The sequence below is a fragment of the Streptomyces sp. NBC_00237 genome, from assembly GCF_026342435.1.
Taxonomy (GTDB): Bacteria; Actinomycetota; Actinomycetes; order Streptomycetales; family Streptomycetaceae; genus Streptomyces.
This window is the reverse complement of sequence record NZ_JAPEMT010000002.1, coordinates 664,517-678,491: the sequence shown is the minus strand read 5'-3', so window position 1 is coordinate 678,491 and position 13,975 is coordinate 664,517. Positions and strand designations below refer to the sequence as shown.

Annotated in this window: 11 protein-coding genes and 1 pseudogene; 7 read left to right on the top strand and 5 right to left on the bottom strand. The window is 67.4% G+C overall.

Features of this window, described 5'->3' with window-relative positions; genetic code table 11:
• Positions 1 to 52: 52 nt before the first annotated feature.
• The gene (locus OG897_RS17285; RefSeq protein ID WP_266657787.1) at positions 53 to 1,159 is read left to right on the top strand and encodes an IS110 family transposase; all 1,107 of its coding nucleotides are present in this window, start codon (positions 53 to 55) and stop codon (positions 1,157 to 1,159) included.
• An 814-nt stretch (positions 1,160 to 1,973) separates the two neighbouring features.
• Here OG897_RS17285 and OG897_RS17280 read toward each other — a convergent pair.
• Entirely contained in the window at positions 1,974 to 2,783 is an 810-nt protein-coding gene (locus OG897_RS17280; RefSeq protein ID WP_266657785.1) for a trans-aconitate 2-methyltransferase, read from the bottom strand.
• A 57-nt stretch (positions 2,784 to 2,840) separates the two neighbouring features.
• Here OG897_RS17280 and OG897_RS17275 point away from each other — a divergent pair, with 57 nt between their 5' ends.
• Positions 2,841 to 3,812, top strand: a complete 972-nt coding sequence (locus OG897_RS17275; protein WP_266657783.1) for an L-histidine N(alpha)-methyltransferase — start codon at positions 2,841 to 2,843, stop codon at positions 3,810 to 3,812.
• A 170-nt stretch (positions 3,813 to 3,982) separates the two neighbouring features.
• A complete protein-coding gene (locus OG897_RS17270) occupies positions 3,983 to 4,528 on the top strand; it encodes an EF-hand domain-containing protein (RefSeq protein WP_266657781.1) in 546 nt (181 codons plus the stop codon).
• On the opposite strand, the gene OG897_RS41035 is transcribed toward OG897_RS17270, so the two are convergent.
• On the bottom strand, positions 4,453 to 4,758 hold the full coding sequence (locus OG897_RS41035; RefSeq protein WP_353963757.1) for a transposase: 306 nt from the start codon (positions 4,756 to 4,758) through the stop codon (positions 4,453 to 4,455). The genes OG897_RS17270 and OG897_RS41035 overlap by 76 nt on opposite strands.
• A gap of 164 nt (positions 4,759 to 4,922) precedes the next feature.
• On the opposite strand from OG897_RS41035, the gene OG897_RS17265 reads away from it, so the two are divergent.
• Both OG897_RS17265 and OG897_RS17260 read left to right on the top strand, forming a co-directional pair.
• Entirely contained in the window at positions 4,923 to 5,327 is a 405-nt protein-coding gene (locus tag OG897_RS17265) for a hypothetical protein (RefSeq protein ID WP_266657779.1), read from the top strand.
• A gap of 329 nt (positions 5,328 to 5,656) precedes the next feature.
• A pseudogene (locus OG897_RS17260) lies at positions 5,657 to 5,794 on the top strand (IS5/IS1182 family transposase); the annotation flags it as partial.
• Positions 5,795 to 5,924: 130 nt separating this feature from the next.
• On the opposite strand, the gene ltrA reads toward OG897_RS17260, so the two are convergent.
• Positions 5,925 to 7,355 carry a group II intron reverse transcriptase/maturase gene (gene ltrA, locus OG897_RS17255; protein ID WP_266657777.1) on the bottom strand — a complete coding sequence of 477 codons (1,431 nt, stop codon included), beginning with the start codon at positions 7,353 to 7,355 and terminating at the stop codon, positions 5,925 to 5,927.
• Between the two features lie 834 nt (positions 7,356 to 8,189).
• Positions 8,190 to 9,377, bottom strand: a complete 1,188-nt coding sequence (locus tag OG897_RS17250; protein WP_266657771.1) for a hypothetical protein — start codon at positions 9,375 to 9,377, stop codon at positions 8,190 to 8,192.
• An 869-nt stretch (positions 9,378 to 10,246) separates the two neighbouring features.
• On the opposite strand from OG897_RS17250, the gene OG897_RS17245 reads away from it, so the two are divergent.
• The gene (locus tag OG897_RS17245; protein WP_266657768.1) at positions 10,247 to 11,137 is read left to right on the top strand and encodes a DUF5655 domain-containing protein; all 891 of its coding nucleotides are present in this window, start codon (positions 10,247 to 10,249) and stop codon (positions 11,135 to 11,137) included.
• Positions 11,138 to 11,166: 29 nt separating this feature from the next.
• Here the strand turns inward: OG897_RS17245 and OG897_RS17240 are convergent, their stop codons facing one another.
• Positions 11,167 to 11,532 carry a hypothetical protein gene (locus tag OG897_RS17240; RefSeq protein WP_266657766.1) on the bottom strand — a complete coding sequence of 122 codons (366 nt, stop codon included), beginning with the start codon at positions 11,530 to 11,532 and terminating at the stop codon, positions 11,167 to 11,169.
• A gap of 1,221 nt (positions 11,533 to 12,753) precedes the next feature.
• Between OG897_RS17240 and OG897_RS17235 the strand changes: the two genes are divergently transcribed.
• Positions 12,754 to 13,866: a calcium-binding protein gene (locus tag OG897_RS17235; protein WP_266657764.1), complete on the top strand. Its 1,113-nt coding sequence runs from the start codon at positions 12,754 to 12,756 to the stop codon at positions 13,864 to 13,866.
• Positions 13,867 to 13,975: the final 109 nt, after the last annotated feature.

The window sequence follows — 13,975 nt, the reverse complement described above, 5'->3', positions numbered from 1 at the left end:
CCCTGTCCCGGTCGCAGACGCTGCCGTAGAGGGCGCCGAGGCGGTTCTTGGGGTGGACACGCACCGCGACTTTCACGTTGCGGCGGTGCTCTCGATGGCAGGGAAGACCCTCGGGATCGAGCACTTTCCCGCCACCGCGAGCGGATATCGCCAACTGCACTCTTGGGCCGTCCAGTGGGGTCCCATCCGGTGTGCCGGGGTGGAGTCGTCGGGGAATTACGGCGCGGCCCTGTCCCGGTATCTGCTGTCGCAGGGCATCTCTGTCCTGGAAGCTCCGGGGCCTGGGCGTGCGGCCCGCCGCCGGCAGAGCAAGTCGGACCGAGGCGATGCAGAGCTTGCTGCCCGTGCCGTGCTCAGTGGCCGAGCGCGCTCGCCGGTGAAGTCGGGAACAGGCACGGCGGAGATCGCGCGTCTATACCTCATGGCCAAGGACTCTGCGGTGAAAGCCCAGCGCCAGGCGGTGAACCAGCTCAAGGCAATCCTGGTCACCGCGGACCCGGCCCTGCGCGAGGAGCTCGCCGGCCTGCCCCGCCGGGCGCTCGTCTCTGCCTGCCTGGCACTGAGCGAGGGTGACGACCGGACGGATCCTGTGGTGCGGGCGACATGCTTCACGTTGCGGGTGCTGGCCGAGCGAAACGAGCAACTGAGGTCGCAGGCCCTCCTGTTGGAGCGGCGTCTGGCCGACCTGATCCGCAGCCACTACCCCCGCCTCGTGGACGCTGTGGGGATCGGGCCGCACAGCGCCGCTGTCCTGCTGACTGCCATGGGCGACAACGCCGACCGTCTGCGCGGCGAAGCCTCGTTTGCCGCGCTGTGCGGGGCGAGCCCGGTGGAGTACTCCTCGGGCAGTAGGCAGCATCGACGGCTCAACCGGGGCGGGAACCGGCAGGCGAACGCTGCCCTGTACCGCATCGTCATGACCCGGCTGCGCTGGGATGCACGGACCCAGGCGTACTACGAGAAGCGGCTGACGGAAGGTAAAACCCGCCGGGAGACTATCCGATGCCTCAAGCGCTATGTGGCCCGCGAGGTCTACCGCCTGGTCCACGAGGGGCATCGAGCTGACCGCTCCGGGACTCATCACGACGAGGTCACCACGGCCCGGCCGCCGAGCAGTCCGCGCTCGTACGGTGCTGTCCCGGCAGAGCAGGGGCAGTGAGCGGTGCACCTGTGTGGCCTATTCCGTGCGCGGTCCGGGGAGGTCGTTGTACTCGGGTTCGCCGCTTTCGAGGACGCGCAGCAATGAGGCGGTCACCACACGCGTCCCGCGGCCGATACGCAGCACTCGGCAGGGAAACTCTCCGCGACGGATCAAGTCGTAACCTTTGGCCCGGGAGAAGCCGAAGGCCCTGCAGGAGTCCGCCACACTTCCGGTCCCGGACCAGTGGGCACGGATGTGGGCGGGACTGTACTCGAGGGCGTGCGTCACGCTCTGGGGAGGCATCTCGGGTGCGTCAGTTCCTTTCAGGCGGCACCGGTCCGAGGTGATCGGTGCCGGCCAACGGGGCGGTGCCGGCTGCTTCGGTGTCGGCTCTTTCGTACCGGGCAGCGGGTGGCGGGGGAGTACCAACGGTCTACGGGATCGCCGGTTTGGCCAACCGGGGATCCCGCGCTATGTTCCCGCCCGGCTTCCCGGGTGGTGGTGAGAGCTGGCGGCGACAGACCCGACTGTGCTGTTGGTGGCCACCGGCCTGTTCCTGGAATTGCATGACGCAGGGTGACTGAATCTGGCGTCCGAACGGGGTGCCCGCGGGTTTAACGGACTACCGCTAAGCGGAGCTGGTGAAGTTGTCTGCGTTGGGTGGGCGGCCTTGAGGAGGGGCGCCGTGCCGGACATCCTCCGAGTCGAGCTGACCGACGAACGCTTCAGCGTGCTGGCTGGCTTGCCGCTGTCTCTTGTGCGGTTGGCAGCCGGATGGTGTGCCGCTGGCTGTACGTGCTGGCTGTGCCGGGCGGGCCTGTGTGCAGCCCCGTCACTTTGCCGGGGAGGCTGAGCGACCCCAGGCGGAGACGAGGGTGTAGCCGAGTTCGTGCGTCCCTGGGGTGCCGAGGTGGTTCATGGCTTCGGAGAAGCCGGCGGCGTCGATGAGGCCCGTCGCGAGGATTTCGGTCCGCATGGCGTCGAAGGTGAGTTCCCAGAAGCGCGCCGTGCGACTGCCCGCTCGTACCAGGGGGATGTCGGCCGCCAGGTCGACGTCGACCAGGCCGGCCTCTGTGAGCGGGGTCGGGTATGCGCGGGCGTAGTTCAGGTCGCTGTCGAGTGTGGTGACGAGCGCGTGGTCGAACGCGCTGGTCATCGTGCGCACGGCGGGGTGTGCGGAGCCCGAGGCCATGGTGTTGATGACGTCGCTCACCAGGAGGTGTCCGCCGGGGGCGAGCCATGAGACGAGGCGGCGCAGTACCTCTTCCCGGCGGGGCAGGTGGCAGAGCGTCAGCCGGGCGTGAATGAGGTCGAAGCCGGGCGGCGGGAGCTCGGCGTCCGCGGCCGTGTCCACGTCGGCCTCCCAGATCCGCAGCCCGGGGTGGTCGGCCTCGCGCAGCAGGCTGGTGTCCCGGTCCAGCGCGATGACTTCGCCGCGCGGGCCGGCCTGCTCCGCCAGCCAGGCGGCGACGGTGCCCGGGCCCGCGCCGACGTCCAGGCAGCGGCGGCCGGACAAGGGGCCGAGATCGGCGATCCGGCGATGGGTGAAGGCGTCGAAGACCTCACCGATCAGGGCGATCCGCTCCCGTTCGAGCGGCTGGTCGAAGCCGTACAGGCGCTGTCCGTATTCCTCAGTCTCCACGACCGGCCACTATAGTCACGGCGAGTAATTCAACAACTACCCAACGTGGAGACTGCGTTGCCGGCTTCCAGCTCCCGCCTGAAACAGGACGAGCAGGCGCAGGCGTGCGCCGAACTGGTGGAGGGTCTGCTGGACATGCCGCACCGGCTGCCCTACTGGCTGCTGTGGGACGACCACAACACCGCGCTCTACGACCGGATTCGCGAGCAGCCGGAGTACTACCTGAACCGGCTGGAGACGCAGCTGCTGCGGGACCACGCGTGCGAGGTCGTGGTGGCGAGCGGTGCCCGCACACTTCTCGAACTCGGCCCCGGTACCGGGGAAAAGGCGCTGCCGCTCCTGCGATGCATGGCCGATCCGGTCAGCTACGTGCCGGTGGACGTCAGCGGCAGCGCCCTGAGCAGGCTCGCGGACCGACTCGCCCACGCCTCGCCGCGCACCGCCGTCCGCCCCGAGAAGGCGGACTTCACCCGCCCCTGGCCGGCGGCACTCCGCCCCACGGGACCGCACCCGCTCCTCGCCGCGTTCCTGGGCGGCACCCTGGGCAACCTCCTCCCCGCAGAGCGTCGCAACCTGCTCGGCCGCCTCGAAGGCGCACTACGACCGGGAGACACATTGCTCCTGGGGGTGCCGCTGCTGCACGACCCCGACGCCATGATGGCCGCATACCACGACGCGGCCGGTCTCATGGCGACGTTCTACCGCCACTGCCTGCACATCCTCAACCGCGATTTCGGCACGGACTTCGACCTGGGCGCGTACGCCCACCACGTCACCTGGGCGGCCCGGGAAGGCCGCGTGGAGATCGGTCTGCGCGCCGCCAGCGAACAGCAGGTTCTCATCCCCGCCGGCCCGGCTTCCCACCGAGTGGACTTCGCACGTGGCGATGTCCTGCGAGCGGTCGTGGCATCGCGGTTCACCGCAGAGCAGCTCGACAGCGAACTGGCGGTGCACGGCTTCGAGACCGTGCGCCTCCTGCCGGAGGCGAGCGGCCGGTACGCGCTTCTGCTCGCCCGCCGCCGCGGGTAGCACTCGTGCGGCAGGTCGCCTTCTGACCTGCGTCAATGAATTTAACGATACTTCCGCTAATGAGATGACTCGTCATTTGGGGTGAGTTGGCTCCCGAATCGGCATCAAGTGGGTTGCGCGGTACGAGAATTCGGAGCACCCCGCTGTCTATCGAAAGTGCAGGATGGCTCATGACGAGCGAACTCAGAACCCGTAAGTTCGACCGCTTCTTCGACCTTCTCGACACCGACGGCAACGGTTTCATTGAGGCGCAGGACTGGGCGAGGACGGCCGAGGAGCTCTCGCGCGGTTTCAACCACCCCCAAGGCTCTGCGCAGGAGACCGCGCTCCGCCACACCTATGGACGGGTCCACCAGAACATCTGCTCGGCCATGGACACCGACGGCGACGGACGGGTCAGCAGGACAGAGTTCCACGACGGGCTGAACCGTCACGTCGCCGACCCCGACCTCCTGGACCGCACGTTCCGCCCCGCGATCGACGCCGAGTTCGACACCGCCGACACCGACGGGGACGGCGTACTCGACGGCACCGAGATCAAGCGGGTCTGGGATGTCTGGGGCATGTCCGAGGCAGACGCCAAGACCGCGATGGAGCACATGGACACCGACGGGGACGGCCGCATCAGCCGCGACGAGTACTACGCCACCTGGCGGGAGTACCTGGTCAGCGAGGACCCCGCCGCGCCGGGAAGCTGGATGCTCGGACAGCTGTAAGGCTTGCCGTTAAAACGTAGAAAATTGCCAGATAAAGCAGAGCTGGTGAAGGTATTTGCTGGTCCTCGGATTCGTTCTCGTCGCTGGGTCATTGCCTGATCGACGGCTTCACCGAGGGAGTCGGTGCTGGTCTGGCTGCGTCGTGGGTAGTCCTCGTCATTTGCCTGCCGCCAGACCAGCTCGATGTCGTTCAACTCCGGGCTGTATGGCGGCAGGCAGAACAGCTCCACTCCGATCTTCGCCAGTTGACGTCGGCGGCCCTTGAACGCGTTGGCCCTGTGCCCGCCGTATCATCGCCGTCGCGCTCACGGGATGCGGCATCCGCCCCACCGCACCGGCCGCCGCCGGGGCCCCTGCCTCGGGGATCCCGCAGCCGGGCACCGAAGCACGCTCCGTGCGCCTGTACTTCTCCGGGTCGAACGGCATCCGGGCCGTGACGCGCCCCACCGGCCGGCCCCTCAGCCCGCAGCACGCCCTGGACCTCCTGCTCGAAGGCCCCGCGCCCGCCGAACGCCAGCGCGGCCTCATCACCCGGATTCCCCCCATGGGGGGCCAGCTGACCGCCACCGCGCGGGCCGGGGCGGTGGAGGTCTTCGTGCCCGTCTCCGTCAGCACGGGCGACTTCGACATCAACGCCGTCAGCCAGATCGCCTGTACGGCAGCCCATGCCCAGGTCCCCGGTGCGAAGAGCCCCACGCGGATCGACATCCGCATCCACGAGAACCTGGTGCGCTCGCCCACTCCCTGGACCGTGCGGTGCGGGCCGAACAACAACGCCGTCCCGGTCAGCACCAACTGACAGGAATGCGCTCCCTCCGACAGCCGCATGACGGTGCACTTCGTGTTCTGTGACGGGCCCATGGCAGCGGATAGCATTCCCCGGGCGACGCAGTCTCGTGGACTGCATGGACGTCACAGAGCTCGCGAACTACACCAAGCTCATAACCTTCATGACCCTCACGGAACGGAGGGCGCAGCCCACCGGCGGCAGGTGAAGCCTGTCGCTCGAAGGGCGGCGGCATCAGGTGCGTCGCGATGCCCACGGTCGCCGGGCTGGCGCTGGCAGGGCTCGCAGCGTGCACCAGAGGGTCCACCCTGCGCGCAAGGCGGTCCTGCGCCGCCCCTGCGGAGCCGGTGAACCAGCGGGCCGACCGTCGGAACCGTGGGAGTGCGGGCGGCCGGCCTGTCACCTTCGATCCGGAGCGGTACGCGCGCAGGAACGAAGTCGAGCGCCTCATCAACAAGTTGAAGGCAAGCCGGGCTGTGGGTGAGGTCGACTCGGGGCGCCCTGCTGGTGTTTCCACCAGTGGGTTTCCCAGAGCCGCCTCCCGAACCCGGCGTGCCCGTCTCCGGGCACCGGGCTCTCCACAAATCCCGTTCCGGGGTGTTCAGTTCCTCATGCCGTAGTGGGCCACGGAGCCGGAATGAGTTTTCCCCTGTATCGGTATCTGGTCGTGCTTACCTTGGCCGGGTTGAACAGTTCCGCTTCCTCTGTGACGGGCCACCAGCCGCCGCCGTAATAACGTCGGCGGAGCTGCTTCCAGGTAATCCCGGGATGTTTGCACCGGATCCATCGAGTCACCCTCATCCACGTGTAGTGGCTGAGGTAACAGAAAGCGACGTTCGACACTCCGGGACGGAAGTACGCGCACCATCCTCGCAACACCGAGTTCAGTCGGTGGAGCAGGGACTTCAGCGACAGGCCGACGTTCTGTCGTCCGGTCAGTTCCTTCACCTTGCCCGTTACGGAACGTACTGACTTCCGTGCCGGGTAGGTGTAGATGTACTGCCGGTCAGCACCCCGTTTCCAGTGGCGCTGGATGCGCCATCCGAGAAAATCAAGGCCCTCGTCAATGTGCGTGATCTTTGTCTTCTCCACCGACAGGCGAAGGCCCATCGGCTTCAAAGCCTCTGCGACCTCGCCGCGTAGTTCCTCGGCATGTTCCCGGCGCCCGAAGACGAGCACGAGGAAGTCGTCCGCGTACCGGACCAGCCGGTAGTTGGGCAATCCTCGGCGCCGTCTCCTGCGCCGGTCCTCGGAGGTGCCATCTGGTCCTCCGGGGCCCTGGGCGATGTGCTCGTCCAGGACCGAGAGTGCGATGTTGGCCAGCAGCGGCGACAGGATCCCACCCTGCGGGGTCCCGGTGCGTGTGTCTGTGAAGGCTCCGTCACGGGACAAGATCCCGGACTTCAAGAACGCCTTCACCAAGGACAGCACCCGCTTGTCCCCGATTCGATTCCGCACCCGTTCCATGAGGGCTGGGTGCGCGATCTCGTCGAAGCACGCCGTGATGTCGCCCTCCACCACCCACTCGTATCCGTGGCTGGCGAGGTAGCGACTCTCGGCGATCGCATCGTGGGCTCGGCGGTTCGGGCGGAACCCATAGGAACACGGGAGGAATTCCGCTTCGAATACCGGCTCCAGCACCAGTTTCAAGGACGCCTGGACCACTCGGTCCGCCACGGTCGGAATCCCGAGACGACGAAGCTTGCCATTCGCCTTGGGAATCATCCGCTCACGGACAGGCACCGGATGGAAGCTGCGGTCTCTGATCTGGGTCCGCAGCTTGTCGAGAAACGTCTCGACTCCCTGCCCGGCCTCGATGGAGCGGGCGGTCTTCCCATCCACTCCGGCCGTGCGGGCACCCTTGTTTCCCCGGACACGGTCCCACGCCACCAACAGGAAGGCGGGATCGGCCACGAGGTTGAACAGGTCGTCGAACCTGCGATGAGAATCATCGACAGCCCAACGGTGCAGCTTGGTCTGGATCTCCAGTACCCGGCGTTCGGCCTTCATCAAGGCCCATTCCAGCTCGTCGGTATTCACCGGCGACAGCCTCCTGGCATTCCAGTCTCCTTACTGCTGACTTGCTGGCCCCCTTCCCCATGTGACCGGCTTTCCCGGCCTCGGAGTACTACGGAGCCTCCGTCCTGCCCGACGGCCATCAGCCGGCGATGGGCCTGCCCCTGATCGGACTGGATGTCCGATATAAGGGCGACCGTGGGCAGTTCCCACGTTCACCACGGAATCGATCGACAGGTGAGGTGCCCAGCTCTACCTCGGCAGCATCGCCGCGCTTACGCCGCAGACTTTCGGCGTGGCCTCCCCACCGATGCATAGAGTCGGCTTCGGAGTCGACCACCGACGAGCGCTGGTGGTCGTGCACTGCGTCCGGCCCAGATCCGCCAGGTTCGAGCCGGTGTCGAAATTACGGGGCGTCAGGCACTGATTTCTCGCGTGCACCTTCCTGTCTCGCTAGCCGGACCCGGGCCGTCTGGCAGTACCAACCCGTCCCGGCGTTGTCGGGGCTGCTTACCGCTCAGCTCGACATCCCCCGAACCGAACTGCCCCCAGCTTCAACCGGATTGCTACGACAACCCGGCGGTGAAGGTCTCTCACCTCACTCGATTCCATGGCGCCTCGTGGCGCACCGACGCGCTTCGACAAGCGGGCGTACGTCTTCCACGGGACGGTCACCGTGGCCGCCATCCGGCTGTGGCTCCGCCGATGAGGACCTGGCTGCGGTTGCATTCCCGGTGGGGCCGAGTCCTTGGAGTGCGGGCCTCCAGAGTGGCGGCGGTTGTTGCGGCAGCGGGCTGCTGCCCCGGACCATAAGGGGCCCGGGGCAGCAGCTGTGGAGCGGGGTGGCTCGGTGTTGTCCTACGCGGTGCAGCTGGTGGGGTTCTCCGCCCCGGGGCAGCTGTTGGTGCCGCTGCCGCCGTCGGCGGTGTCGGTGCCCGCGTCTCCGTTGAGGGTGTCGTCGCCGTTGTTGCCGTTCAAGGTATCGTCGCCCGGTCCGCCGTTGAGGGTGTCGGGGCCATTGCCGCCGTTGAGGGTGTCGTTTCCGGTGCCGCCGTAGACGGTGTCGGTGGCGTTGTCGGCGTTGACGGTGTCGTTGCCGCCGAGCGCGCAGATGACGTCGTTGCCGGTGGTGCCGTTGAGGATGTCGTTTCCGTTGGTGCCGGTGATGGTGCAGCCGTGGGCGTTGTTCACGGTGGTGGACTCGGTGGCGTTGGTGTTGCCGGGGACCGGGTCGTCCTCCGTGGCGGTGGTGGTCGCGGTCGCGGTGACCGTGCCGGTCGCTGAGGGTGCCACGCCGATCGTGACGGTGGCCGAGGCCGCGTTGGCCAGGGAGCCGAGTGTGCAGTTCACCGTGGAGCCGCTGACGGAGCAGGAGCCCTGGCTCGGGGTGACCGTGCCGATCGAGGACGCGGCCCCGGTGTAGGCCACGGAGGTCGCGACCGAAGTGGCGCCGCCGGGGCCGTTGTTGGTGACGGTCACCGTGTCGGTGAAGGAGTCGCCCAGCGCGACCGGGTCGGGGGTGTCGGCGATGGTCGTCGCCAGGTCGGCCCCCGAGGGGCCCTCGATCGTGGTGCTGATGCTGTCGGTACCCCATTCGTACCCCCCGAAGTCGGGGACGGTGGCGGTGGAGGTGATGTTGACGGTGCCCGCCGCGGTGGGCAGCACGGTCAGGGTGATCACACCGTCATCCACGGGGAGGTTGTCGGGGAAGATGGTGCACGCGACATGCGTCCCGGTCAGGGTGCAGCTGTCGGTGACGTCGCTGGCGATCGACCAGTCGGTGAAGGTCGCCGCCGCCCCGCTCAGGTCGGCAACGATGTCGAACCGGCTGGCGAACGAGTCGCCGATGAAGGGCAGGTTGATCGTGTACGTGTAGCTGGTGTTGACCGCGACGGGGTCGGCCGACTCGGACAGTTGCAGGTTGGCGTCGGCGTGGGCCGGTGCGGCCAGCGCGAACAGGCCCGACGTGGCGAGGACGACTCCGCCGAACAGGGCGGTCAGCCGGGTCCGCCAGGAGCGGTGGCGGGCTGGGGACGTGGTGGACACGGAGAAACTCCGATCTGCCGGCACCCGTCGCGCACGAGTCCTGAATCCGGGACATCGAGGCGGCGCGGACCGACGGTGGAACTGACCAGAAAGGGCCTGGCCGAAGCCCTGGGGAACCCGGGACACCGGCAGACCGTGCGCGCCCTTGTGGGGCCGCCCGGGGTACTGCATATGCCGGAAGTACCTTCCCGCAGCACACCCGAAGGCACCAGAGACAAAAGGCACAGATAGGCCACCAAAAGGTCGCTAAATAGGAATGGCCGGATAGAGCCGCACATACAAGACCATTGCTGATCACCTGGTGGCCCATCATGGAAGATTTCGACTTCACCACCCCGTGGACCAGCGCGATAGCACCAGCCACAGTTCCGTCTCAGCCGACATCGGCGCAAAGCGTTCGTGACTCAACACCCACGCCCCTGACCCATCGGACAGGACCTAACCCATGTAGGGCCCCTGAACAGGCGTTTTACCGTCGAGGTGGACATCTTTGGTTCCTGTGTGAACCGGCCTCTACCTGGGTGTTTCTGCCTGTTCCTGTCCGCTGTTGGTCATGCGTTGGTCACGTGACCATCTGGCTGGCTTTTAGCCGGGATGCAGCGTGGGGGACGAGGTGTCTACGCCGACGCTAGCCGTCGGCACCACATGACAAAGCGAGGCTCGGCCTTCCCCGCAGGGAAGGCCGAGCCTCGCTTTGTCATGTCCTCTCGTTGCCGCGTCCGCGCCTGCCGAGCGGCGTTGCAATGTGTTGTCAGGAACCTTCCCCGCCTCGGAGTTCAACCAGTTGGCTCTTCCCCAGCAGGAGGGCCGAGCGGAAATAGCGCGGGCCTCCTCGGTGTTGTGGAGTCGGTTGCCGAGGAAGGGAAGGTGTGTCGGAGCTGAGGCTGTTCCGTACGGACACTTTGAATGACGGTATGGCGGAGGTCATGCCGCGTCTTGCTGCAGTCGAGGCAGACGTGCAGGGCCTGGTCGAGGCGCACATGCAGACGATGCTGGGTGTCAGGTTCCTGGCGAGCGAGTACAGCACTGGCCCGGTGCATGGCGGACGCATCGATTCGCTCGGTCTCGACGAGAACGGGGCACCGGTCGTCGTGGAGTTCAAACGCGGCACAGACGCGGGCGTCATCCACCAGGGCCTGTTCTACCTCGCGTGGCTGATGGACCATCGTGCCGAGTTCGAGCGTCTGGTCCGCGACCGGCTCGGGGCCACAGCGGCGGCTCAGGTGCTCTGGAGCGCACCGCGGGTGATCTGCATCGCCGGTGACTTCACCCGGTACGACGTGTACGCGGTGCGCGAGCACCGGCGCAGTATCGACCTGGTCCGCTACCGCTACTTCGGAGCCGACCACATCGCGCTGGAAGAAGTCGCCTCAGTGACCGGCAGTACGGCCCCCCAGGCCCGCCTGCGGGCCGATAGGGCGGCGGAGCGCCATACGGCGCCCACAGCGATGGGGGAGCTGGCCCAGGCCGTCGACGAGGTACTGCTCGGCTTCGGCGGTGGGGTGACGCGGGTCCAGCGCAAGCAGTACGCCGCCTACCAGCGGGTGCAGAACTTCGCCTGCGTCTGCCCGCCCCAGCAGGCCAAGCTCCTCGTTTATCTGAAGGCCGACCCCTGCCAGGTCGACCTGGTCCCGGGCTACACACGCGATGTCACGGGAATCGGCCACCACGGCACGGGAGACCTGGAACTGCAGCTCCGGTCGGAGGCGGACCTGGAACGCGCCCAGGACCTGCTGCGGCTCAGTTACGCCGCTGCCTAGCCCACGGTAGGGGCTGGCGCCGCCTGTGGTTATCCGGCCTTGGCCTTCCGCACGCTGGCCCAGTAGTGGGCGAACTGTTCCTCGGTCAGGCGGCGGATGGCGTACCCGGCGCACTTGCTGCACCAGCCCGAGCCGGACCAGGGGCCGCTCCCCGGGTCCTGCTGGTAGAGCGGCATGAACTCCTCCAGGGTGAGGAGTTCATGGCCGGAGGCCAGGTACTTCTCATGGATGCACAGGCCGTGGGACTTGAACTGGCCCTGATAGCGGCCGTATGGGTCGGTGGCGTACACCTGCAGGTCTGCGAGCGGTCCGAGCGGCTGGTTGCCCACGCGGTAGCCGGTATGGCCGTGCGGGTCCATGACGACGGACTGACCGTCGTCGCTGTGGAGGAACACCCACAGGGCGAATTGATCTCCGGCGGCGAGGAGCGCGTGCGAGGCACGCTGGAGCAGCCCGTCGGTGTAGTGGGCCCCTCGGCCTCAGGTTCGATGAACGCGCGAAGGTCGGCGTCTGGTCCCGCGTCGAGCCAGTGTGCCGGGACGGCCTGCCGGCTTCCCCACAGCAGGTCCAGCTCGGCGAGCCGGGTGCGGCCGTGCTCGATGGTGACGTCGCGGTAGTCCGCCTCGTCGGGAACGTGGAACATGAACGCACTCTCGTGATCTTGTGTGGGGTGGGTCGAAGCCCGCCGGTCGGCAGTGCACATTCGGCGTGGGTCTTCATCAAGAGCCGGGGGATGGGGTGTGGCGGCACCTTCTCGGTAGGCGGGCAAGGGGGCGGCGGTGGAACATCCAGGATCGGGAGATCCGCCGGTTTGGCGGACCGGCGATGTGCGGGTATGTTCCGCTTCCCCCCCCCCCGCCAGGGATGGGACGGGGGCGGACACTGACTGTGGAGCTGTTTGTGGTGCCGTCAGGGTCCGTGGCCGCGTGCAGTACGACGCGCGCTCGTACGGCGGACAGGTCATTCGGGCGGCCGATGTCGCGGGTGTCTCTGTGGCAGGCTGCTGGGCTAGGGCCTGTCTGATGAGTCGATGGTGAGCGGCTTGTGACGGTGACCGGGCTCGCTGAACGCGCCCGCCCGGCGTTTGGCTCCGCCTGGGTGTTGTTTTGCTTGATTCCCCGGCCAGGCTCACTCCAGCTTGAGGCCGGGTGCCGCGCGAGAGGGTCTCGATAGCCAGCCGGTGCTTGGGGCGGAGCGTTCGATCCGGGGCGGGTGCAGGTCATGGCGTGTCCAACTACCGGGATTCTTTCGCTGTTTTCTGGTGGCACATGACTGTGTCAGGCTTAAATTGACACTTTCGTCCGATCTGTTCCGATGTTGAGTGCGCCGGTGTCATGCTGGCGTCAACGACCCGCACGGGCCCACCCGACGTGCTGCACGGGGAGTTGACTGCTAGCCGTGGCCCAGTCCTCGCCCGGCGGGCAGCAGATTCCCCCGGGGCGCCCGGAGCGGCCCCGCCATCGCCGGCCCGTCGTGTCGTCGCCTGCATCACTGCGGATGTCCAGGGGGCTCCCGTCCCCGCCGACAGGATGCGGACGCCGAAAGGGGACATCCTGATGTCTTCGACCACGCACCCTCGGTCCTTATCGCGCAGACTGCGCAACCGCCTGGCCGTCTTGGTCTCTGCCCTGGCGCTGGCCCTGTACGGCATGTTCGCCGTCGCCGGTCCGGCGTACGCGGATGAGTTCATCCAGATCACCGATTCGGCCGACCCGGTCCCGGTGAACACCCCCTACGACTACATCGTGACCGTCCCCGAGACGGAGGCCGGCGTCGCAGGCGTCGAGATCAATCTCAGCGGGGCTGCGGCCACGTTCACCAGCATCACCTCCAACGACCCCAATATGTTCTGCCTCAACTTCGGCACTCAGGCGCAGTGCTTCAACGACGGTGACCCGTTCACCAATCTCACCTTCACCGCTACCGTCCTGCCGACCGCCGAGGGCACCGTCACCGCACACGCGGTCCTGAGCTCCCAGGTCGGCGGCCCTGAGGGATCCGACACCACCACCACGACGATCGATGATGTTGCCGCAGGGGCCGACCTGGCCACCACCGTCGCCGACGCCCCTGACCCGGTCGCGCTCGGCGACACCTTCACCGACACCGTGACCGTCACCAACAACGGCCCCGGCGACGCCACCTCGGTCGCGACCTCCGTCTCCTACACCGGGGCCGCCGTCTCCGTGGGGAACATCTCCGCCAGCCAGGGCACCTGCGCCCCCAGCGGCTCGACGGTGAACTGCTCCTTCGGATCCCTGGCCAACGGCGCCTCGGCAACCGCGACGATCACCGTCGAACCCTCGGCGACTGGCACGGTCACCGCAACCGCTACCAGCAGCGCCACCGAAGACGACCCCGTACCCGGTAACAACGACGCCACCGAGCCGACCACCGTCAACAATGCCAACGGCTGCACCATCACCGGCACCAGCGGCAACGACACGATCAACGGCACCACCGGCAACGACGTGATCTGCGCCCTGGGCGGCAACGACACCGTCAACGCCGGTAACGGCAACGACACCGTCTACGGGGGCGCCGGAAACGACACCCTCAACGGCAACAACGGCGACGACACCCTCAACGGAGGCCCCGGGGACGACACCCTCAACGGCAACAACGGCCACGACACGCTCAACGCAGGGGACGGGGACGACACCGCCGACGGCGGCAACGGCAACGACACCTGCCCCGGCACCGAACACCCCACCAGCTGCACCGCATAGAACACCTCGCAACACCGCGTAACACTGCCCCAGCTCGGTCACACCGGCTGGGGCAGTGTCACGCCCCGATCCCTCGGCAGTCGACGCGACGCCACATGCCGCCGCCCAG

Bases quoted from the DNA above. Each gene is read 5' to 3' on its own strand.
- OG897_RS17270 (WP_266657781.1), top strand. From the start codon at position 3,983: ATGACGAGCGAACTCAGAACCCGTAAGTTCGACCGCTTCTTCGACCTT.